This window comes from Clostridium sp. CM039, from assembly GCF_055081075.1.
The window spans coordinates 2,060,623-2,085,340 of the sequence record NZ_CM143649.1 but is presented as its reverse complement, the minus strand read 5'-3'; the positions used below and the strand labels follow the sequence as shown (position 1 = coordinate 2,085,340).

The 24,718-nt window shown below is 30.9% G+C and carries 15 protein-coding genes and 1 pseudogene; 12 read left to right on the top strand and 4 right to left on the bottom strand.

Features of this window, described 5'->3' with window-relative positions; genetic code table 11:
• The first annotated feature begins 21 nt into the window (after positions 1-21).
• Both ACWJJ2_RS09815 and ACWJJ2_RS09810 read left to right on the top strand, forming a co-directional pair.
• Positions 22-1,338 carry an ABC transporter ATP-binding protein gene (locus ACWJJ2_RS09815; protein ID WP_462953188.1) on the top strand — a complete coding sequence of 439 codons (1,317 nt, stop codon included), beginning with the start codon at positions 22-24 and terminating at the stop codon, positions 1,336-1,338.
• Between the two features lie 304 nt (positions 1,339-1,642).
• Positions 1,643-2,230 (top strand): phosphatase PAP2 family protein, encoded by a 588-nt coding sequence (locus ACWJJ2_RS09810; RefSeq protein ID WP_462953187.1) that lies wholly within the window; start codon positions 1,643-1,645, stop codon positions 2,228-2,230.
• Between the two features lie 127 nt (positions 2,231-2,357).
• Here the strand turns inward: ACWJJ2_RS09810 and ACWJJ2_RS09805 are convergent, their stop codons facing one another.
• Positions 2,358-3,578: an amidase domain-containing protein gene (locus tag ACWJJ2_RS09805; RefSeq protein ID WP_462953186.1), complete on the bottom strand. Its 1,221-nt coding sequence runs from the start codon at positions 3,576-3,578 to the stop codon at positions 2,358-2,360.
• A 187-nt stretch (positions 3,579-3,765) separates the two neighbouring features.
• On the opposite strand from ACWJJ2_RS09805, the gene ACWJJ2_RS09800 reads away from it, so the two are divergent.
• From ACWJJ2_RS09800 to iadA, 5 genes are all read left to right on the top strand, one after another.
• Positions 3,766-5,124, top strand: a complete 1,359-nt coding sequence (locus tag ACWJJ2_RS09800; RefSeq protein ID WP_462953185.1) for an MATE family efflux transporter — start codon at positions 3,766-3,768, stop codon at positions 5,122-5,124.
• A gap of 204 nt (positions 5,125-5,328) precedes the next feature.
• Positions 5,329-6,063, top strand: a complete 735-nt coding sequence (locus tag ACWJJ2_RS09795; RefSeq protein WP_462953184.1) for a polysaccharide deacetylase family protein — start codon at positions 5,329-5,331, stop codon at positions 6,061-6,063.
• Between the two features lie 174 nt (positions 6,064-6,237).
• The gene (locus tag ACWJJ2_RS09790) at positions 6,238-8,265 is read left to right on the top strand and encodes a sigma 54-interacting transcriptional regulator (protein WP_462953183.1); all 2,028 of its coding nucleotides are present in this window, start codon (positions 6,238-6,240) and stop codon (positions 8,263-8,265) included.
• A 214-nt stretch (positions 8,266-8,479) separates the two neighbouring features.
• Positions 8,480-10,150 (top strand): putative basic amino acid antiporter YfcC, encoded by a 1,671-nt coding sequence (gene yfcC, locus ACWJJ2_RS09785; RefSeq protein WP_258280750.1) that lies wholly within the window; start codon positions 8,480-8,482, stop codon positions 10,148-10,150.
• 27 nt (positions 10,151-10,177) lie between these two features.
• Positions 10,178-11,353, top strand: coding sequence for a beta-aspartyl-peptidase (gene iadA / locus ACWJJ2_RS09780; RefSeq protein WP_216302709.1), 1,176 nt, complete (start codon positions 10,178-10,180; stop codon positions 11,351-11,353).
• Positions 11,354-11,399: 46 nt separating this feature from the next.
• Here iadA and ACWJJ2_RS09775 read toward each other — a convergent pair whose 3' ends face one another.
• Positions 11,400-12,170 carry a polysaccharide deacetylase family protein gene (locus tag ACWJJ2_RS09775; RefSeq protein WP_220286454.1) on the bottom strand — a complete coding sequence of 257 codons (771 nt, stop codon included), beginning with the start codon at positions 12,168-12,170 and terminating at the stop codon, positions 11,400-11,402.
• 350 nt (positions 12,171-12,520) lie between these two features.
• On the opposite strand from ACWJJ2_RS09775, the gene ACWJJ2_RS09770 reads away from it, so the two are divergent.
• On the top strand, positions 12,521-13,672 hold the full coding sequence (locus tag ACWJJ2_RS09770) for a Rossmann-fold NAD(P)-binding domain-containing protein (protein ID WP_220319914.1): 1,152 nt from the start codon (positions 12,521-12,523) through the stop codon (positions 13,670-13,672).
• A 167-nt stretch (positions 13,673-13,839) separates the two neighbouring features.
• Here the strand turns inward: ACWJJ2_RS09770 and ACWJJ2_RS09765 are convergent.
• Positions 13,840-13,941: pseudogene (locus ACWJJ2_RS09765) on the bottom strand (chemotaxis protein CheV); the annotation flags it as partial.
• 237 nt (positions 13,942-14,178) lie between these two features.
• Here ACWJJ2_RS09765 and ACWJJ2_RS09760 point away from each other — a divergent pair.
• The 4 genes from ACWJJ2_RS09760 (at position 14,179) to ACWJJ2_RS09745 (ending at position 21,788) form a co-directional block, all read left to right on the top strand.
• Positions 14,179-17,208, top strand: coding sequence for a DEAD/DEAH box helicase (locus tag ACWJJ2_RS09760; RefSeq protein WP_220286452.1), 3,030 nt, complete (start codon positions 14,179-14,181; stop codon positions 17,206-17,208).
• 70 nt (positions 17,209-17,278) lie between these two features.
• The gene (locus tag ACWJJ2_RS09755) at positions 17,279-18,091 is read left to right on the top strand and encodes an SWIM zinc finger family protein (RefSeq protein WP_216302713.1); all 813 of its coding nucleotides are present in this window, start codon (positions 17,279-17,281) and stop codon (positions 18,089-18,091) included.
• Between the two features lie 46 nt (positions 18,092-18,137).
• Positions 18,138-19,940: an ABC transporter ATP-binding protein gene (locus ACWJJ2_RS09750; protein ID WP_462953182.1), complete on the top strand. Its 1,803-nt coding sequence runs from the start codon at positions 18,138-18,140 to the stop codon at positions 19,938-19,940.
• Positions 19,941-19,955: 15 nt separating this feature from the next.
• The gene (locus ACWJJ2_RS09745) at positions 19,956-21,788 is read left to right on the top strand and encodes an ABC transporter ATP-binding protein (RefSeq protein WP_462953181.1); all 1,833 of its coding nucleotides are present in this window, start codon (positions 19,956-19,958) and stop codon (positions 21,786-21,788) included.
• A 105-nt stretch (positions 21,789-21,893) separates the two neighbouring features.
• Here ACWJJ2_RS09745 and ACWJJ2_RS09740 read toward each other — a convergent pair whose 3' ends face one another.
• Positions 21,894-24,503, bottom strand: a complete 2,610-nt coding sequence (locus tag ACWJJ2_RS09740; protein ID WP_462953180.1) for a cation-translocating P-type ATPase — start codon at positions 24,501-24,503, stop codon at positions 21,894-21,896.
• Positions 24,504-24,718: the final 215 nt, after the last annotated feature.

Below are 24,718 nucleotides of genomic sequence, written 5' to 3'. Positions count from 1 at the left end.
AGATAGAAAGAGGTGTTAGTAATGGCAAAGGTAAAAGAGTTTATTAAAGTAAATAGAATAACTAAATATTTTGGAGGTTCAGATAAGCCTACAATTGAAAATATAAATATAGATATTAATGAAGGAGATTTTGTTGGGATACTCGGACCATCTGGATCTGGTAAATCAACCATATTAAGAATAATAACAGGTCTAATTCAGCCTGATAAAGGTGAAGTTTTATTTGATGGAAAAAGGATTAACGGCGTTAACCCCTACGCATCTATAGTATTTCAAACATTTGCTTTATATCCATGGCTAACTGTACTTGAAAATGTAGAACTTGGGCTTAAAGCTAAAGGGTTTCCTAAAGAATATACAAGAGAGAAAGCAGAAGATTTAATAAATCTTATAGGACTAGATGGATTTGAAGAGGCATATCCTAAAGAATTATCAGGTGGTATGAGGCAAAGGGTTGGATTTGCTAGGGCGCTCGCCGTTGAACCTAAACTTCTATGTTTGGACGAACCTTTTTCTGCACTAGATTTTTTAACCGCTGAGAATTTAAGAACTGAACTTATAGATTTATGGACTGATAAAAGAATGCCAATGAAAAGTGTGATAATGATTACTCACAATATTGAAGAAGCAGTACTTATGGCTAATAAAATAATAATATTAAGCAAAAATCCTGCAAGGGTAATTGCAGAATTAAAGGTAGACCTTCCTCACCCAAGAAATAGGAAGTCTCCTGAATTTGAAAGTATTGTAGATAACATATATAAGGTTTTAACCAGTGGGAAATTGGAAGAAAAGATAGAAGACAAAGAAGTAACTGAAGCTATTAATGAAAATAAAGAAAAACCTGTTCTAATACCGAAAGCTCCTATAGGAGTTATGTCAGGTCTTCTTGAGCTTATTGACGATAATGATGGCAAAATGGATATCTATCAGCTTGGACGTGATTTAATGATGGAGAGTGATGATTTACTTCCAAATATTGAAGGTACATGTATGCTCAATTTCGCTGAAATAAAAGAGGGTGATATAATTATTACGACGCTTGGAAAAGAATTCGTTGAAGCTGATATAGAAGATAGTAAAACTATATTTAAAAATCAGATTAAAAATATTTCAACTTTTAGGGTTATTGAAAATGTGTTAAATAGTAAGAGAAATAAGACTATGAAAGAAGAATTTTTTAAGGAACTATTTATGCAGCATTTTTCAACTTATGAAGTAGAAAATACAATGGGCTCAATAATTGATTGGGGTAGGTATGCAGAGGTGTTTAATTACGATCATGACTCTGAAGAATTATTTTTAGAAAATGAGGATAATAACGGTTATATCAATTAGTATTAAATTCACACCAGGAAAAAAATAAATGTTATATTAAACATCTAGATTTCAGATTTATTTGTTATGTAGGTGTTTTTTTATTATAAGCTATCATAATTCTTAAGATAAATCTAAGGATTTTTTAATCTATTTTTAATCTTACAGGTATACAATATGAAATATGGTAAAAGTTTAAAGATCCATATAACGAAAGGGGAAAAAACATGGATATTTAACTGTATAAATTACAATATTTCAGGAAGGGTATATGAAAAATATAGCTATTTTTTATAAGAATATATTATAGAAGGAGTAGTCGGAAATGAATATGATATTTTTTAGATTAATAAATAATTTGGCAAGTAAGAGTATGACATTAGATTGGATTATGATTTTCTTTGCAAAATATGTACCGTATATATTTATGGCAGTTATTGCAATAGTATTTGTTATAGGAATTATAAAAAATAATTCTGATTATAGAAAAGTTGCTATTAATACTTTTATTATTACAGTAATTAATTTAATACTAGCTTTTATCTTTGGAGGTATATACTACGTAGACAGACCATTTGTGCATAATAAGGTGAATTTATTATTACCTCATACGAAAAATGCATCATTTCCAAGTAATCATGTTATAGGAACAATGAGCGTAGCATTAGGAATTGAAAAATATAACAAGTTGGTTAGTATAATATTGATAATATTATCAATTATTATGGGTTTTTCAAGGGTATATGTTGGGCATCACTATCCTATGGATATTATAGGAGCGTATGTAATTGTTTTTGTAACAAGTTATATTTATAATTTAAAATTAAAGAGCAAAGTTGAAAAGTTATATGAAATGGTTGAAAAGAAAATAGCAACAATATTAGGGACTAAGTCATCATATAATGAAATTTGATATTTTTAAAATAGTATCAATTAGATAAATATAAAACACCCCATCAAATGGATCCTACAACTTTTTTTTAGTTGTGCCCGTTAAATGGGGTGTGATTTTTATAAAAATAATGAATATGAGTTTAAAACTATTTGACATGTATTAAGTAGAAATTAATATTTTTATCGCCCCAACCTAAATCCCAAGGTACATGATATCTATCAATAGTGTGAGTATTAACAAGAGGATAACCATGAGAATCAAAACCGGTAACCATAGCAAAATGATCTATATCGCTACCTTTGGCATAACATATAAGATCGCCTATATCCAATTTTTGTACTGCACCACATGGATAACCAGGAATGGGAGAAATTAATTCCTTAAATGTCCCTTTTCCTAGTAGTTTTCCTCTGCCACTATAAAGTAAATAATTTTTAAAGGCATCAGCATTAACCCATGCCGAGCTTCCGTCAGCTCCGTCATATTTTTTGTAAGTACAGTTCCAAGTGCCATCAAATTTTAGGCCACCACCCTCTTTATCTCCCATTGATTGAGATACGTAATTTGTACAATTTCCACCAATACCGGTATAGTTTGTGTACCTTTTATTATATTTTGTTGAATTTCCACTTGCCCATGGTATTCCACAATATTTATCTGCGTATTTAACAGCATTTATTTTGTCATAATGACCTTTGGTAATAACTTTTAATTCAGATGATATTTTAGGGCAATTTTCCAGCTTATAAATAGGCTGTTTATCAGCATTAAGTTTAACGTCTTTTATTTCACCTAAATAAGATTTTAATGCATCTTCAAAGCAATCTAAATACCAATCGGAATAAACTACCCATTTCCCTTCTTTTTTGATTAATTCAATAGAGTGTGTTAATCCTACTCCAAAAACATTTGTAGTGGGTGATATATCATTTTTATAAGAATACTGAAATTTGTAATATTCATCCACTAATAAGCGAATGCCTCTTTTGGTACTAGTTATTTTTCTAACTTTGGGGGTAGATTCAACTTTTATAAAATTCATATCTCTTTGACTTGACCAATCATTAAAATAACTTAATCTTTTTACTTCATGTTCTAAACTCCATTTCCCAAGTTTTTGAGAGGTATCAAAATAATTAGGGAGATTAGTAAGATCTTTAGTAATAAACATGGAGCAACGTTCTTTATAAATATCTTCGAGTGCTTTTGTAACTTCAGTTTTATCAGAATCTACTAAAGATATTGTAGGAATAGCAGTATCTTTATTGATATAAAAAGTATCTGGTTTATAGCAAAATAAACACAACAATAAAATAAAAGGAAAAATTATAATAGAAATACGAATTCGGTTAATGCTTTTTCTCATGAATTAATACACCTCCAATCTATTTAAAGCAATAATAAAATAAGTACTAATTTAGTATTCCACATTATTAAGATTTCTTGCAACATTTAAAAATAAATTATTGTTAAATGTTGAAGAATTATTCATCAAAACTGAGTTAGCTAATATACTTTATAATGGCAATTAATTTTTGTGAGGTAGATTATGTATGGCATATAGGGATACAACAAATGAAGTCCTTAATATTTCTTTACCTGTAGTTGCGGAGATAACAGTATATACATTAATGTCCATTTTTGATTTGATGATGATTGGCAAATATGGCGGGAATGTAGCAGTAAGTGCTGTGGGATTAAGTAATAATTTAACAAATGCATTCATAGGAATATTTGTTTCAGGAGGTTTTTGTATAAGTATTGTTTCACTAGTTTCTAGACTGGTAGGTGCAAAGCAGTATAAAACCGCTGAAAAATTCGCAGCAATAGGATTAATTTTAGGTGTTATATTTTGTTTAATTATTACAATTTTTATTTTTAATTTTGGAAAAGAGCTTCTTTATATACTTGGAGCTAGAAATAGAATTTTAGAAATAGGATATTCATTTATAAAAGTTAACTCTATAGCTATGTTTTTTTGTATGAACATGAGGCTTTTAAATTCTATTTTAATAGGATACGGAAACACTTTTATACCATTCATATGCTCCTTAATTGTAATTTCTTTTAAAATGATTTTTAATTACTTATTAATTTTTGGTATCGCATTTAAAGCAAGGGGGATAGAAGGGTTGGCTATAGCTTCTATAATTGCTTATTTAGGTGGTTTTATTTTTTCCCTTTACTATACTGTTTTTAAGTCTAAGATTAGGTTTAAACCCTTTTTTATTTTCAGTATTACTTTTAGTGATGTCAAAAAAATATTAGCACTCGCCATTCCTTGTTCATTGGAAGAAACAGTTTTTAGCATTAGCAAATTGATATGTGTTGCCATTATAATTCATTCTGGAAGCGTTTCCTATGCAGCGGATGAAATAGCTAATATGATAGAAGGAATTTCAGTTATGCCCAGTACTGGATTTGGAATCGCAGTTATTACTTTAGTAGGACTTAATATAGGGAAAAAAGATTATAAAAAAGCAAAAATAACTGCGTATAATTGTGTTTTTTATGCTGTATTTATGATGAGCATATTTGCAATAATATTCTTATTTATGTCCAACATTCTGGTAAAGTTTTTTGTGAATGAAAATGAAAAGAGGGTTGCTTATTTAGCAGGGAAATGTCTTGCCATCGGAGCAGTAGAGCAACCATTTATAGGTATATCGGTAGTCTTTGCTGGTGCATTAAAGGGGTTAGGAGACGTTAAAAGCCCATTTTTTATTTGTTGTTTTACAAGTTGGATTATTAGATTACCATTAACATTTTATATTATTTATATTTTAAAATACCCAATTACAGCGGTATGGTGGATAACTGCGGTGCAATGGGGAATTGATGCATTGCTCATGTTTTGCCTCTTTAAATACAAATTTAGTAAATTACCGAAAAGGTCTACAAGGATAATATAAAACATGTATTATGATTGCTATACATATGGAATTTAATTATAGTAATTAGTATACCTAATTTATTATATGTTATGTATACAATAAGTTAAGATAACACAATTTCTTTAGGACAATACAGTAAATTCCACTTATTATATAGATTACTTAGGGTAAAATAAATTTAATGAACAATATATGTTTTATTAAATTTAAGGAGGGAATAATGTGAAAAAGAAATGTTTAATTAGATTTATAGTTTTATTCCTTGGGATATTTTATTTATCTGTTAATTCTTGTTTATTAGGTAGCCAAAGAGCATCAGGATATTCTATAGCAAATAAAAAAGATGAAAAAGTTATATATTTAACCTTTGATGATGGGCCTAGTGTTATGACAGATAAAGTTTTGGATATACTTAAAGAGAATAATGTAAAGGCTACTTTTTTTCTTATAGGAAATCAAATTAAAGGTCAAGAAGCTGTAGTAAAGAGAATATATAATGAAGGGCATAATATAGGTCTGCATTCCTATACGCATGAATATAAGAATATATATCCCAGTAGAAAAGGGTTTATATCTGAAATGTTACAAACTCAGAAAGAAATTAATGAACTTATAGGAACTAATCCAACAATAATAAGATTTCCGTCTGGTAGTAGTAAACATTTAACTAAGGCTTTTTTAGAACAACTTCATAGCTATAATTTTAGAGTATATGATTGGAATGCTACCATGTCTGATGGAATCAACGCTAAATTTTCCGCTGATAAGTTGTATACAGAAGCTACAAAAAATACTGGTATAAAGCATCCTATAATATTGCTTATGCATTGTGATTATATGCATAAAAACACATGTAAGGCACTACCTAGGGTAATAAAATTCTATAAAGATAATGGATACGAATTTAAAGTTATTAATGATCAAACTCCTGAAAATTATTTTCCTATTAAAAAGTAATATGCAAATAAATTAGTTAAATAATATTATCAAAAAACAAAATAACTGTAATATAAGCTTAGATTTCGATTTTTTTTAATTGATATTTAAGCTTTATATTATGCAATACTAGATTGTTTATAAAGTAGTGTATAATATGATATATATTATTTAATACATATTGGGGGAATACATATGATTAGAGGTATAAGTTTAGTCGCAGGTTCAGAATCTACAAAAATAGCTTTGTTAAAGCAACTTGAAGAATACATAGATATCAAATATGTAAAAAGCTATGCCACAGAAAATAACAAAATTCATGACATAATAGAAAATGATTTGGTAATTCTTTCAGGTGAAATTGTTAAGCGGGAGTTAATTGATAAGAATTTGTTAAATACTAAATGTGATATTATTATTGCAAAGAGAACTATAAATTATGACCATATTGATGAAATATTCTTAATACCAGAAAATACTGAAGTGCTCTTTGTGAATGATTTAAAAGAAAGTACATATGAAATGATAGAAATATTTAAGGAATTGGGTATTGACCACATTAAATGCGAACCATATTATCCAGGAATCTTAGAAATTAATGAAAGAATAAAAATCGCTATAACTCCAGGGGAGACAGATAAGATCCCTAGTTTTATAGAAAAAAATTATGATATAGGACCAAGAATAATGGATCCTACTACTATAATAAAAATTTTAGTTAAGTTAGATCTATTAGAAAAAAAATCATTTGTATTTTCTCAAAATTATCTTTTCAAAATAATAAACATTGCAGAAAAATTAGGTAAATATAATAATAAAATAATCAAGATGAATTCACATCTTAATTATGTTATTGATGGACTTCATCAAGGGTTAATTGTATATGATAAAAATGGAATAATAAATGTATTAAATGAAGAACTAAAATGCAGTTTAAAAATAAATAATAATAAATTAGTAGGTAAAAGACTCAAAAATGTGGTGTATAATAAAAAACTTTTAGAATACCTTATGGATAATACAGAGTTTGGTGAAAAAGGGTTTAATTTAGAGGGGATAGATTTATCGGTTAATAAATTTCAAATTGAAGATAATGATTATACAGTAGCAGTATTTAAGAAGTACTATGATACAACAAATGATAACAAGGAAAAAAATCTTATAACAAAAGGATTGGTTGCTAAATATTCCTTTGATGATATTATAAGTGATAATTCAAATATGCAAAAAACAAAAAACATAGCAAGAAAATTAGCAAAGACAGATTTAACTATATTAATTGAAGGAGAGAATGGTACGGGAAAAGAACTTTTTGCTAGTGCTCTACATAAAAGCTCAAGACGTAGCAAAGAACCGTTTCTCGCCGTAAATTGTAGCTCATTACCTGATGAGCTTATTGAAAGTGAATTATTTGGGTATGAAGATGGAGCATTTACAGGTGCAAAAAAGGGTGGAAAACCCGGGTTATTTGAGCAAGCAAATGGAGGGACTATTTTTTTGGATGAGATAGGAGATATTTCATTAAAAGTTCAAATAAGATTACTTAGAGTGCTTCAAGAGAAAGAAGTTATGAGGATAGGCGGTAATGGCATAATACCTGTAGACGTTAATATAATAGTAGCCACTAATAGAAATCTGTTTAAAATGATAGAAGAAGGCCAATTTAGAAAGGATTTATATTACAGATTAAAAATAGGATACCTTAAAATTCCTCCTCTACGTGAGCGTAAAGAGGATATAGAACCGCTGGTGAAGTGTTTCCTAAATATGGAAAGTAGACAAGAGATTAAAATTGAATGTGATGTAATTGAAATATTAAAAAACTATGATTGGTACGGGAATGTACGCGAACTTAGAAATACAATAAACTATATGCTTGCTATAAGAGATAGTGATACTATAACATTAAATGAACTGCCAGATATAAGTTTCTTTCAAAATTATGATACTAAAATTAATGAAAGTTCATGTTTAACTATTGATTATTTAGATAAGGAACTTAAGTATATACTAATGCAGGTACATAAATTGAGTAATGAAAGAATAATTGTAGGAAGAAAGATTATTTCAGAAGAAAGTAAAAAAAATAACTTTAATATGAGCGAATCAATGGTTAGAACTAGATTAGAAAGGTTAGAAAGAAAGGGCTTAATTGTAAAAGGTAAAGGGAAAAAAGGTACATGCCTTACAGAGTTAGGTGAAAAAGTAGTATTACAAAAATAAAATAAAATTTAATATGATAATTTAAAGATATATTATAATGAATGGTGACCATTAAGCATAATTGGATGCTATGTGGTCACCATTCATTTTTAGTTTATAAAAATAATTGAGGCTATGACTAACGTATATATGCAATTAACTCAATTTAACAAAAATATAAATTGGCATATAAATTGCTACTATATAAAACATATGAATTAAAGGGGGAATCATAATGGTGCAAAATAAAAAGAAAAACTGTGATTTTAAAATGCCGGACACTTATGTAATCGTATTCTTTGTTGTCTTATTAGCGGCACTATTAACTTATATCATGCCTGTAGGCAGATTTGAGATTAATTATAAAGCTTATGATGCTAATGGCAAAAAAATTGTTGAAGTTGCAGATGGGCAAAAAGCTTCTTTTCAGGTACATAACCAAAATTATATTATTGACTCTTCAGGTGAAAAAACTTTATTAATTGAAGAAGGCAAAGACGAACCAGTAGGTGAAATAAATAAGGGCAAGGCTAAGGCTTTAGAAGTAAAAAAAGATGATAAGGTATCTTTTAAGATAGTACAGGAATTTGGTAAATTTTTTTCGACGGGAGAAAAAAAAGGAGTTAAACTATTTGCAAGTGGTGGAGAGATGGGCTTCCTTAATTATATATTTGAGGGTCTTGTAAAAGGAGACAAGTGGGGAAGTGCAGTAGGTGTTATAGCATTTATTTTAGTAGTCGGTGGTTCATTTGGAATTATATTAAAAACTGGCGCTGTTGAGGAAGGTATTCTTTCAATGATAAGTAAAACCAAAGGGAAAGAGGTTATACTTATACCATTAATCTTCTTATTGTTTTCATTGGGAGGTGCTGTATTTGGTATGTCGGAGGAAGCAATTCCATTTGCTATGATTATTATTCCATTAGTAATAGCCATGGGATATGATGCAATAGTTGGTATTATGATTACTTATGGTGCAACTCAAATAGGGTTTGCTACATCATGGATGAATCCATTTAATGTGGCCATTGCACAAGGTATCGCAGGTATACCTATTTTATCTGGTGCAGGATTTAGGATAGTTTTATGGGTATTCTTCACTACATTAGGCATCGCATATATTTGGTTTTATGCTAAAAAGATAAGAAAGAATCCATTATTATCAGTTGCATATGAATCAGACGGCTTTTATAGAACGGATTTCAAAAAAAAGGAGCTTAAGGATATTGATTTTACATTTGGACATAAGTTAGTGCTTGTTACCATAGTACTCGGAATGGTATGGGTTGTATATGGGGTTACTAAATACGGGTACTATATTCCGGAAATTGCAACAGTATTTTTTACCATGGGACTTGTTTCAGGTATTATTGCTGTAATATTTAAGCTTAACAATATGAGTGTAAACGATATTTCAATTTCATTCAAAGAAGGAGCAAAAGACTTAGTTGGAGCTGCATTAGTAGTAGGTATGGCACAGGGTATTATTTTAGTGCTTGGAGATTCGTCTCCTGTAACTAACTCTGTTCTAAATACTATGCTTAATGGTATGGCTATTACACTTAGTGGGCTTTCTTCAGGATTAAATGCATGGTTTATGTATATATTCCAAGCGATATTTAACTTCTTTGTTGTTTCTGGATCAGGTCAAGCGGCTATAACAATGCCACTCATGGCACCACTTGCAGATATGGTAGGTGTAAGCAAACAAGTTGCAGTATTGGCGTTCCAATTAGGTGATGGATTTTCAAACCTAATTGTTCCAACTTCAGGATGTCTAATGGCTGTATTAGGTGTTGCAAAATTAGACTGGGGTAAATGGGCAAAATTCCAAATGAAATTTCAAGGTGTATTATTTGTTACATCTTCAATTGTAATGTTTACGGCTGTAGCAATAGGTTACTAAAATACTTATAATGAAAGGAGAATTAGCATGTTAACGTTAATTAAGGGAGGAAAAGTATACTCGCCACAGTATATGGGAAAGAAAGATGTTTTAATATGTGGTGATAAAATAGAGCTTATAGAGGATAGTATTAATATAGAAAATAGTGGGTTAGAAATTAAAGTCATAGAAGCATATGGAAAATTATTATTCCCAGGATTTATTGATTCGCATGTCCATATTTTAGGAGGAGGAGGAGAGGGTGGATTTAAAACCCGAACTCCAGAAATAAATTTATCTGATTTAACAACTGCAGGGGTAACTACAGTAATTGGGTGTTTAGGGACTGATGGTATATCAAGAGATGTGAAGTCTTTACTTGCAAAGGCAAGAGCCCTTGAAGAAGAAGGAGTATCAACATTCATATATACAGGATCGTATAAGATACCGATTAAATCTATAACTGGAAATGTGCAAGAAGATATTATTTTAATTGATAAAATTATAGGTGTTGGAGAAGTAGCCCTGTCAGACCATCGATCAAGCAATCCAACATTTGAACAGTTCTCACAATTAGTAGGAGATGCAAGAGTAGCTGGGATGTTATCTGGAAAAGCAGGAATCATAAATGTTCATATGGGTGATGGTAAGGATGAACTTAACTATCTGGATAGGTTAGCTGAAGAAACGGATATACCGCTAACTCAAATTATTCCAACACATATAAATAGGAATCCATCCTTATTTAAAAAAGGTTTAGAATATGCAAAAAATGGTGGGTATGTTGATTTAACGACAAGTACTACAAAAAAATTTCTAGAAGAAGGAGAACTGAAATGCAGCACTGGTCTTAGAATTATGCTTGAGGGATGTGTTAATATTAAGAATATAACATTTACTTCAGATGGACAAGGAAGCCTTCCAGACTTCGATGATAAAGGCGAATGTATTGGTCTTAAGATTGGGGGATGTGATTCGCTATATAAAGAGGTAAGAGATGCTATAATTAATGAGAATGTTAGTATAGAAAATGCAATTAGTGTAATAACATCAAATCCTGCAGAACACTTAAAACTGAAAACAAAAGGATACTTAAAGGTTGGCTTTGATGCAGATATTGTTGTAGTTAATGAAGATGATTTAAATATCAATACTGTAGTAGCAAAGGGTATAACAATGATTCATGAAAATAAGGTTTTGGTTAAGGGAATGTTTGAAAAATAAACAAGCTATTAGTTGTAAAATATATATTTTACAACTAATAGCTTGTTTATTTTTGTTTATTTATAATATCTATTAAAATCTTCATTCTTTCATGAATATTTGGTTCTATGTTATCACGCTTATAATGAAAATCATTTGGATCTAATAAGTAACTATGAGTTACTCCAAACAGTGTTTTATTTTCCTTGATTCCTTTTTTTAATATTTCTGAAAGTTTTTCAATGTTAAAGTATTCGAGTCTTAACTCTTCATTCTCATTTTGTGCGTAGACAGGTAAAGAAGTTAATATATTTTTTGTTACTTTATACTGAGGTCTATAAATATTGTGAGATTCATATTTTATATTAGTTAACTCTGATAATATTTTTGATGTATTATCATCTATTGAAAAATATCCTCCACGAAAAGCCTCAATAGGCTCAATTCCTATTTTTGAAATATATTCGTAACAATGCTTTATTATAATCTTTTGCTGATCATAAGGGTAGTAGGATATTAAATCTTCATCGCTTTTTATAAATGGACAAAGCTTTTCTATATGTTCTGGCAAATTATTTGGATGAATATGAAGGCCAAATATAACTTTATAATTATTTTTTATCTTTTCTATTAGATTTAGCTCATTCATCATTTCGGCAAAAAACGGAGTTATGAATAAAAGTGTATATATATTGTTCTCGGAATTTAATTTTAAAAGCCTCTCTAAATTCATTACATTGCTTTTTAAATTTTTATCGAAATTGTATCCTTCACAATCTATAGTTAAAACAAAATCGAAATTTGGATATTTAATATACTTATCTAAAAAATACTTCATAAATTAACACAACCTCCTAATAAACATTGCAAACTTGCAATTTGCATTGTATAATCAAATTACAGTAAGTAACAACTTAATTATACAATGCAGATTGTTACTTGTCAAAAAGTTAGTAACACTCAGTCTCACACTGCTTCATAATACAATTTTAAAATTAATACTTTGAAATTTTAAAGCCTTTCAAAATATAATTCAATTATTAGTACATCTATTTTTCAAAAACAAAAAAATAAAACTAAGAAGGATAAAGGTGTTATTTTATTTTAAAATAACAACTATTTTGGTTGTGCAATTTTTCAAAAAAATGAATTAAACAAAAGAAGAGAAAGACAAGGAGGATGATAATATTGAAAACTATAGGTTTTCCAAGAATGCATAAAGAAATAAATGAGAAAAGAGATTTTTTGCCAACATTTTTTGATATACTTCAAAAGGAAAAAGTGAAAATATTTCTTGAAGAAGGATATGGTTCGGCCTTAGGTTATACAAAGGAAGATTATTTAAATAAGAATAGCACAATACAATTTGTATCTAATAAAGAATCTTATGAAAAAGATATAGTTGTAGTTTTAAGATCTCCAGAGTTTGAGCAAATTGATTATATGAAAGAAGGAAGTATTTTATTAAGTATGCTCCATTATCCAACTAGAGCTACCAGAGTAGAAAAGCTTAAAGAAAAAGGCATATTTGCTGTTTCTATGGATTCTATTAGAAATGATTTTTCAGAAAGAATTGTTGTAGATTATGAGGGAACTTCAGGAAATGGAATTAATGCAGCATTTACTGAACTGGCAAAAAACTATAAAAATACTTGCATTGAAGAAAGAAAACCTATAATTGTGAGTATAATGGGAATGGGACGGGTTGGTTTAACCGCAGCAAGACTGGCAGGTAAATATGGGAATAACAAAGCAAATGAAGATATACTTAAGGAAAAAACTAAAGGTGTACTTGTTAAGATGCTACCTAGAAATATAACTGATGATAAAAAGCATATGATTGAAATTCTAAAAAATACGGATATTTTAGTAGATGCAACTACTAGGGATGATGCAACAGAGTATATTGTCAGTAATGAATTATTAGGATATTTAAAGGAGCATTCTATAATTTTAGATTTAACATCAGATCCTTATTTATCAGATGTTTTTCCTATTCAAGTAAAGGCAATAGAAGGTGTACCACATGGAACACTAGATAAAATTGTTATTTACCCTGCTGATGACGAGTATAGTACTATACCAAAGTGTTTGAAATCACTTAATCGAAGAACAGTAGTAAGCTGTAATGCTTGGCCGGGAGTTAACCCAAAGGGTTGTATGGATTTATATGGTAAACAACTTGTATATATTGTACAAAATCTTATAGGATATTCTGTTGATAATTTTGATTTATATAATAATGACTATTTTAATAGATCAATATACAGAGGAACTATTGAATGTTTTGAAGAAAGTTTGAATGATTATGGAGATGAAATAGTAGATGTAGTAATATAATCGTAAAAGCTGTGAACTTGACTTTCACAGCTTTTACAAGTATATAGGATAAATATCCATCTGAGTTATTTTAATATCGGTTATAATTATAGTATAATGAGGGCTAATATTAGTAACTATTTTTTTTAAAACCAGTAATAATATTATTTTATTGTCTAAAATAATATTTCTATAACTAGTGAATTAATTGCATAGTGTTTATTATTTATGATGAATTCTAGTATTTCAAGTTCACCAGTTCCAGATTCTAATAGTATATTATTATTCATATTTTTCCTCACTTTCAAATAGGTATAAACATAGCATTTTAAAATAAATATTTATATTTATATTTCAAGCAAAATGTCCATAGCTTTACTTTTAAATGTTAAAATAAAGCTTTAAGTAACAAGTTAAATTTAAAAATAGTAAAATAGAATATAAAAGTGAAATTTTCCAGTAAAATATGGTAAACTATATAGTATATAGTAAAATGTTAACAGCATTATTTAGAGGGTGAAGTAAAATTGATATTAAATGGCGGATGGATAGAAACTACAGAAGGTATGCATACATTTATATTGTGGGGCGAGAGTGGAGAAACTAAGTGCACAAGACGAGGTAGAAAGCCTAAAAATGCACTTCCACTATATGAAAAAATGGCTTCAGTTGTAGAATTGCGTAGCAAAACAAATAATTCAGCAATAGATATAAAACATGGGAAATATAAATATGATGCAATAAAAAAGGAACTTCTAAAAAGAGAAATTAGGGGTATTACTTTTAGTAATTTAGATTCATTTAATTTGATTTTGAATATAGAAAGAGACTGTACGAAGCAGATAGAGTTATCAGGGGAAATAAAGTTTTGGATTACAGTGGCAAAGTTTACTGCTGAGCTAATTATAAAGCATAAGTATTTACCCTCTTTAACCATCGATAGAGCAAAGAAAAAAGTGAATTCTCAGTGGAGATGGCACACAAGCGATCCTGAGTATATTGATAAAAAGAAGGTTTTATGTAGTAATATGCCTACAGAGTGTAAGGCATATTTTCATTTAGATGATCAGCAATTCATATACACAAATAGTAATAAACTGGTAAGTAATTTTATGGATTCTATGATTGACAGTATGGTAAGAAGTAGTTGTAACGAAATAAACAAAGATAATGATTACTTAGAGTATGATTTTAATAATTTAAGTAGTACTTGGATGCATTCTCTTTTTTCAGAATTGCCTGAGATACCGATAGACACAAGTGATCAGGTTAAAATGCTAAATGAGTATAAGAAATGGATAGAACCTATAAAAATTAAAAATAATAATTTTAAATTCCGTACATGTTTCAAAGTTATTCCACCTACAAGAGAAGAGGAGTGGACAATTGAATATTTGCTTCAAGCAAAGGATGATCTTAGCCTTGTGCTACCAGCAAAAATGATTTTTGAAGAATCTGTGGATACAATAACCTATTTAAATAAAAAATTTAATAATCCCCAAGAAAGGCTTCTAGAGGATTTAGCAGTTGCCTCAAAAGTATTTATTCCTATTGAAAGGAGTCTTTATGATGCAGTACCCATAGAGTGCAAGCTATCTATGGAGGAAGCCTATTCATTTTTAAGAGAATCAGCTTATTTCTTGAAAGAAAAAGGATTTGGTATTATTGCACCAGCCTGGTGGAAAAAACCTTCAAGGATCTCTGTTAAGCTAAAGGATAAAAAGCACATTACAAATACTAATTTAGCAGTAAAGAGTACATTCAATATGGATACTATTCTTGAATACGACTGGAAATTGGCATTAAATGGAGAAGAGATAAGTGAGAAGGAATTTGAAAAAATTTCAAATTTGAAAATACCATTTATTCAATTAAGGGGTCAGTGGGTACAGGTTGATATACATCAAATTAAAACACTTTCCAAGATGAAAATGAATAAAGGGTTAAATGGGAAGATTCCTGTCGGAGAATTATTAAGACTCAACTTAAGTGATGAGGAGATAATTCCAGGAGTTACTGTTGATAATATAGATAATCAAGAAGCTGTGGGGCATTTTTTTGAGAAATTGTTTAATTTGAATAATATAGAAGAAGTTGATATTCCATTAGGATTTAGAGGTACCCTTCGTGAATACCAGAAAAGAGGGTTTTACTGGTTAACTTTTTTGCGAAATCATGGTATAGGGGCATGCCTTGCTGATGATATGGGGCTTGGAAAAACTGTACAAAGTATATGTCTTATGCTTTATGAGAGAGAAAAGGGGTTAACGGATAAACCTACTTTAATAATATGTCCTACGTCTGTTGTGGGAAATTGGGAAAAAGAAATTGAAAAGTTTGCACCTAATCTTAAATCAGCAATTCATCACGGAAATAGTAGGTGGAGTTATGAAACTTTTAGCGAGGAAATACATAAAAATGAGGTTGTTATTACAACTTATGCGCTAATGGTAAGGGATAAGGAGTTATTCCAAAAAGAAGAATGGGCAGGGATTATATTGGATGAAGCTCAAAATATTAAGAATAGCGCGTCCAAACAAACTCAATATATAAAAAAACTTAAAGCGGAATATAAAGTTGCATTAACAGGAACGCCGGTTGAAAATAGACTTTCAGATTTGTGGTCTATTATGGACTTTTTAAATAAAGGATATCTATATAATTGGTCAACATTTAGGAGTGAATTTGCAGTTCCTATAGAGCGGGATGGAGATTCTAAAAAAAGTAATAAACTAAAAAAAATAATTGCTCCATTTGTGCTACGAAGACTTAAAACTGACACAAATATTATCAAAGATTTGCCAGAAAAAATAGAGACTAAGGAATATACAGCTTTAACAAAGGAACAGGCTACTTTATATCAAGCTGTGGTAAATGATTGCATAAATAAAATTGATGAATCAGAAGGTATTCAGCGTAGGGGACTTATTATTTCTTCATTAACAAAGTTCAAGCAAATTTGTAATCACCCTGTGCAATTTTTAAAGGACGATGGCGACATTGAAGGACGCTCTGGAAAACTTGAAAGGCTTCTAGAAATGCTGGAAGTTGTTATAGAAGAAGGGGATAGGTCGCTTGTATTTACGCAGTTTGCGGAAATGGGACATATTTTAAAATCAGAAATTGAGAAAAAACTAGGGGTAAGAACACTATTTTTACATGGAGGAACCAGCAGAAAGAAAAGAGAAGAGCTAATTAATGTTTTTCAAGAAGATGGTAATGAGCCTATGGTATTTATATTATCTTTAAAGGCTGGTGGACTTGGGTTAAACCTAACAAAAGCCAATCAGGTATTTCATTTTGATAGATGGTGGAATCCTGCTGTAGAAAATCAAGCAACGGATAGGGCATTTAGAATAGGGCAACTTAAGAATGTCCATGTTCATAAATTCATATGTATGGGAACCTTAGAGGAAAAAATTGATGTTATGCTAGAAAAGAAGCAGGCACTTGCTGAAAGTGTAGTTTCAACAAATGAAAACTGGATATCAGAGATGAGCAATGAGGAGCTTCACGAACTCTTTACATTAGAGCAGGACAACAAAGATTACAATTGATAGATAACATCGAAGGTGATAATTAATAATTGTTACCTAAACATAGACATTGGCAAGGAGGTGGAAACCTGTGGCTGGAAGAATAAGAAATGAATTTGGTAGCAATTGGTGGTCTAAAAAATGGAATAACGCAATTTCGAGCTTTACTATAAGTTCTAGAGTTGACAGTGGACGAGAATATGCAAGAGGTGGAAATGTACTGAGCATAGAGGTTTCAAAGGGGAGAATTGAGGCAGAAGTTCAGGGAAGCAGATTAACACCTTATAAAGTGAATATGGAGCTTGATAGTTTTTCGGAGCAGCAGTGGGGGAAAATCATGAAGATTATGTCGCAAAAAGCTATATTTTGCGCTAAACTTTTAAATGGAGAAATGCCTGAAAATATAGAGGAAGCTTTTAAAGAAGCCGGAGTTTCTCTTTTTCCCAAAAAACAAATACATTTAGTAACTCAGTGTTCCTGCTCAGACGTTGCAAACCCATGCAAACATATCGCTGCAGTTCATTATATGCTTGGGGTTGAGTTTGATAAGGATCCCTTTGTAATTTTAAAACTGAGAGGCATGGATAAAGATGAATTTTTACAAGCTTTGAGAACTTTAAGAAGTGGAAATGAAGGTGAAAAGGTTAAACGAAAAGCAAAAATACACCGTAGGTCAAGAAAAACTATTGAAGATTTAAAAAGAGAATTTGAAAATTTTAATAAAATAGATGATGATGTATTAAACATGACATTTTCTTATATAACACCCGAAGTTAAGCATGGAGTTATAAAAACATTGGGTATTCCAGACTTTTGCACAAGCACAGATGAGTTTAGGTGCAAAATGGGGACAGCGTATACTAGCGCTGAAGAGGAGACTAGAAAGTATATACATGAAAAGTGATTAATAACCAGTATCAAATAGGCCCAGCTACAAGGAGACAAATTATATGAAAAAACTTTTAAAGTTAACTAAAGGAAATAGATTATTATATATTACAGCAATAATTTCTATAGCAGTAGCTACTTTCATAGCAATGCTGGAGCCTATGGTTATAAAAGTAACAATAGATTCAATAATAGGAAATAAACCAATGGACGTTCCATTACCTATGCAAAAATTGGTTATGCTATTAGGTGGCACAGGTATGCTTTCGAGAAATCTATGGATATGTGCTTTGGGGCTTGTAATATTAACATGTATAAGAGGGGTTTTCTTATTCCTAAGAGGGAATCTTTCTGCTCGCGCTGCTGAAAATATTGCAAGAAATATGAGAGTTAAGCTGTATGATCATATTCAGAATTTGCCATATGGATATCATGTAAAAGCAGAAACAGGTGATCTTATTCAAAGATGTACGTCAGATGTAGATACCGTTAGAAAATTCTTTGCGACGCAAATGGTGGAAATAGGAAGAGCGTTTTTTATAGTAACATTCGCAATTTTAATGATGTTATCACTTAATAAAAAAATGACGATTATTGCCATGGTAATAGTACCAATTATATTTGTATTTTCATATGTGTTCTTTTATAAAATAAAGGATACTTTTGAGCACTCAGATGCACAAGAGGGGGTACTAACCTCAGTGCTTCAAGAAAATATAAGTGGAGCACGCGTGGTTAAAGCTTTTGGAAGGCAAAAGTTTGAGATTGAAAAATATGAAAAAGAGAATATGAAATATAGAGATTTAAATTTCAAATTAGTAAAGCTACATTCAATTTATTGGTCTACATCAGATATACTTTGTATGACTCAAATTGGTTTGGTTTTAGTATCGGGCATATATTTTGCAGTTAATGGAGAAATAAGTTTGGGCAGTTTGGTGGTATTTAACACATATGAAGGAATGTTATTATGGCCAGTAAGGCAGCTGGGTAGAATTCTTTCAGATATGGGCAAAATGTCAGTTTCGCTTAAGCGAATAACGAATGTTCTTGAAGAGCACGTAGAACAAGAATATGGAAAAGCACTTAAGCCACAAATTAAAGGTGATATAAGCTTTGAAAATGTAAACTTTGAATACGAGAAAGATAATAAAATTTTAAGCGATATAACTTTCACAGTAAAGAAAGGCGAAACAGTGGCTATTGTTGGACCAACAGGTTCAGGTAAGTCATCGCTAGTGCATCTATTATTAAGACTTTATGACTACAATAGTGGGTCTATAAAGGTTGATGGAGTAGAGCTTAAGGATATTGGAAGAAAGCATATGAGAAGTAATGTTGGAATAGTGCTTCAGGAGCCTTTTCTCTATTCAAGAACTATAAAGGAAAATATCAAAATGGCAAAGATAGACTCTGAAGATATAGAAATTCATGATGCGGCTACAGTAGCTGATGTGCATAATGTTATATCTTCTTTTGAAAAGGGGTATGACACTATTGTAGGAGAAAAGGGTGTTACCTTGTCAGGAGGACAAAGGCAAAGGGTCGCCATAGCAAGGACACTTATAAACAATATGCCTATGTTGATATTTGATGATTCACTAAGTGCGGTGGATACTGAAACTGATAGAGTTATAAGGCAAAAACTTAAAAAGAAAAGTGAAAGTAATACTACCTTCATAATCTCACACAGAATTTCTACAGTTATGGCTGCGGATAAAATTATTGTAATAAATCATGGAAAGATTGAGGACATAGGAACCCATGACATACTCATTAAAAAGGATGGTATCTATAAAAGAATATGGGATATACAGACATCGTTAGATTCCATAAAGGATGAAAAGCAGGTGCTTAATGAGTAAAAGGCAGGTGATATTATGGATAGGATAGATGAAAATAAAGCTATTAAAAAAATAGATATAGGTATATGGAGAAAGCTCTTTAAATATCTTACAGAATTCAAAAATGGACTTATATTTTTGGCTTTCCTAATGGTAGGTGTGGCAGGCGTAGATGTAGTAATGCCACTACTTACAAGGTATGCTATTGATAATTTTATAGCAAAGAAAACTATAGACGGGCTTACAATATTTGCATTGGTTTACTTTTGCATAATTGTTTTTCAAGCGTTAAATGTAAGATTATTTATAATGCATGCAGGTAAAATTGAAACGCACTTGGCTTATCATATAAGAAAGCTTGGGTTTAAAAGGCTTCAACAGCTATCTGTTTCATATTATGATAACTCATCAGTGGGATGGCTTATGGCAAGGATGACCTCAGATGTAACAAGGCTTAGTGAAATAATATCCTGGGGATTAATTGATATGGTGTGGGCAATAGTTATGATGACTGGGTTTATAGGAGTAATGCTTTATAATAACGTAAAGCTAACTCTTATAAGCATGAGTGTGGTGCCATTCTTATTTTTAATAGGGATATTTTTTCAAAAAAAAATATTAAAATCATATAGAAAGGTTAGAAAATTAAATTCACATTTAACTGCGGATTTTAGTGAAGAGGTATCTGGAGCTAAAACTACTAAAACTCTTGTTCGTGAAGAAGAAAACTTAAACGAATTTAAACAAGATGCAGGCAATATGAGAAATTCTTCAGTTAAGGCAGCTATGTTCTCTGCTCTCTTTCTTCCAATTGTTATATCTATGGGTAGCGTAGGAGCAGGTTTTGCTTTATGGCTAGGAGGGGATAGGGTTATATCACAATCGCTATCTTATGGTACTTTTGTAATGTTTATTGCTTATACTGTGCAGTTCTTCGACCCTGTAAGTCAGCTAGCTGGAACCATTGCAGAACTTCAGAATGCTCAAGCATCTGCAGAGAGAATTATAGCTTTAATAGAAACTGAGCCAGATATATGGGATAAAAATGATGTAATTGAAAAATACGGAGATTTATTTAATGCAAAACAAGAAAACTGGGAAGAAATACATGGAGATATTGAATTTAAAGATGTGTGCTTTTCCTATAAAAATGGAGAAAAGGTGTTTCAAAACTTTAACCTAAAAGTGAAAAAAGGTGAAACTATAGCGTTAGTTGGAGAAACAGGTTCTGGTAAAAGCACCTTAGTAAACCTACTTTGTAGATTTTATGAACCAAGTAGTGGAGAAATATTAATTGATGGAAAAGATTATAGAGAAAGATCACTATTGTGGCTTCAATCTAATGTAGGCTATGTACTTCAAAGCCCACATTTATTTAGTGGAAATATTAGAGATAACATTATATATGGAAAGCTTAATGCAACCTTCGATGAAATTGAAAATGCATCAAAGCTTGTAAATGCTCATGGGTTTATAAGTAAACTAGAAAAAGGCTATGATACGCAGGTTGGTGAAGGGGGAGGGAATCTATCCACAGGAGAGAAACAACTTATTTCCTTTGCTAGAGCCATTGTAGCAGATCCAGCACTATTTGTTCTTGATGAAGCTACATCATCTATAGATACGGAAACAGAAAGAATGATACAAAATGCCATAGAAAAAGTTTTAAATGGTAGAACTAGTTTTGTGGTTGCCCATAGACTTTCTACCATAGTATCTGCAGATAGAATTCTTGTTATAAGGAATGGAAAGATTACGGAGTCAGGAAATCACAGAGAACTACTAAAAAGAAAAGGTTATTACTATAAACTATATACAAATCAGCTCTTAGAAGATAAGGAAATGGAAAGCAAAACGGTGCTTTCTTAAGAGAAAGCACCGCATAGAAAATTCTGATATAATAAATTATAAATACAAGGGACGGTTAATAACTTTACTAGAAGTTATTAACCGTCCCTTGTATAGTTTAGTATATTACGTATGAGCTCTTACAAATAATAGTTTATATATTTGAATAAGAATTAGAGGCATAAGGGAGAGTCCATATATCATAGCACGTTGGGTTATTGTTAAAGTAGCTACTTCGAAAACTCCCATAAATGGCTTAAAGCTTAAAACAAATTCTAAAAGTAAATAACCTAATATAGTGGCAATCCATAAATATTTATTTGAGAAAACTCCTATTCTAAATATTGATTCTTGTGACCTAGAGTTAAATCCATGGAGCAGTCTTGATAAACACAGTGTTGCAAAGGCCATTGTGCTTGCAACCACAGTATCACCGGTGGATAATCCTATATGGAACGCTGTCATTGTACATAGTGCAATTAGTAACCCTTCAAGTAGTACTTCTATTGAAAAGGATTTATTTAATATAGGTGAGTTTATATTTCTAGGTTTTTCATCCATTATATTTTTATTATGAGGCTCAAGTCCTATTGCAATAGCTGGAAGGCTATCTGTAACCAAATTGATAAACAAAAGGTGCACTGGTGCAAAAGGCATTGGAAGCGATGCAAGTGAAGTATAAAGCACCGAGATTACAGCGGCAGAATTTCCAGATAATAAAAATTTGATTGAATTTTTTATGTTTGAATATATACTTCTGCCATTGGAAATTGCCTTTACAATGGTTGAAAAGTTATCATCCATAAGTACTATAGAAGCAGCATCTTTAGCAACCTCAGTACCCGTTATTCCCATAGCTATACCAATGTCTGCTTGTTTTAAAGCAGGGGCATCATTTACACCATCACCGGTCATTGCCACTACATTTCCTCTTTCTTGCCATGCTCTTACTATTCTTATCTTATGTTCAGGGGATACTCTTGCATATACAGAAATATTTTCTACCTTAGATTTAAGCTCTTCATCATTCAAGGAATCAATTTCATAGCCTTCTATAGCAACAGATCCATTATTTAATATACCTATTTGTTTAGCTATGGCAGAAGCGGTTATTTTATGATCTCCAGTTATCATTACTGGCTTAATGCCAGCCTTGATACATTCTGCAACTGCGACTTTAGATTCCGCTCTTGGAGGATCCATCATGGAAATTAGACCTACAAATGTCAAGTCATTTTCATCGCATGTATCAATTGTTTTTCCATTTTCTATTTCTTTATAAGCAAAAGCTAAAACTCTGAGTCCACTTTCAGAAAATTCCCTATTTACCCTTTCAATTTCCGTTTTATCATCATCAGTGAGGGTTTTAACTCCACTTGATGTAACAATAGTTATTGTCCTTAATAAAAGTACATCAAGTGCACCCTTGGTTATCATAAAGGTTTTGTCTTTAAGTTTATTTGCTGTACTCATTAGTTTTCTATCGGAATCAAAGGGTACCTCGAAAGCTCTTGGATAGTCTTTTCTGATATCTAGCTCATCCAAATCGTATAATTCACCTAGGTTTACAAGTGCAACTTCAGTGGGATCACCAATCTCTTTGTCTTTAATAGTTACAGCATCATTACATAATAGCGCCATTAGTACAAGATTCTTTTCCAAAAGATTATCATGGTCAAGTTCATCATGAGACAATACTTTTTCATCAACATATACCTTTTGTACAGTCATTTTATTCTGTGTTAGCGTCCCAGTTTTATCTGAGAATATCACTGAAATGCTTCCCAAGCTTTCAACTGCATGAAGCTTTCTTACAACAGCATTTTCATGAGACATTTTTTGGGTTCCAATGGCAAGAACTATTGTTACTATTGAGCTTAAGGCTTCAGGTATTGCAGCAACAGCAAGAGATACAGCAAACATGAAGGAGTCAATAATTGCATAGTCTCTAAATATATTGAGAGCGAAAATAAGAGTTGATATTGCAAGTATAACAAAGGCAAGTTTTTTACCAAAGTTATCCAAATTAACTTGTAATGGAGTCCTCTTTTCCTTTGCAGTTTCTAAAAGGTTAGCTATTTTACCTAGTTCTGTTTTCATTCCAATAGATGTAACTAAAACAACAGCTCTTCCATAGGTTATAAAACTTCCGGAAAACACCATATTTTTTTTATCACCAATTGATACATTATCCTCATTTATTATATTTGTTGTTTTTAAAACGCTTTCTGACTCACCTGTTAAAGAACTTTCATTTACCTGAAGACTGTAGTTTTCAATTATTCTTCCATCAGCACTTACATAGTCTCCTGCATCTAAATATAAGATATCTCCAACCAGCAATTCCTTTGAGGGGATTTCTAGCTTTTGACCATTTCTTAGAACCTTGGCTGTGGGAGAAGAAAGAGCCTGAAGGCTTTTTAAAGATTGTTCTGCTTTAATGTGCTGAAGAGTTCCAAGAATCGCATTTATAACAACAACTACAATTATAACAAGGGTACTCTCAAACTTTGAAAGAAAGGCTGATATTATTGCAGCGCCTATAAGTATTAATACTAAAAAGTCCTTGAACTGATCTAAAAACACCTGTATGTGACTTTTTCTAGCAGTTTCAGTTAATTCATTAAAGCCCTGTTCTTCCCGCCTGTTTTTTATTGCAAGGTCATCTAATCCTTTGTCATTAACCCCCAGAGTGCTCATCACTTCTTTTGATGTTTGATTATAAAATATTTTCATTATTGGCCCCCTTCTCAAAGTAGGATAGTGTAAGCACTATCTCTGTTTTATTACTATTAAATGAAAAATAGCTAATAAAAATAGATATAAAACTATTGATTATAATAACAGGGCAAAACAAAAAGACTCTACAATTGATAGTTATATCAATTGTAGAGTCTTACTAAACTTTAGAAGTTATCAAAGCCGGGATTTAATCCGTGGTGACGACTTTG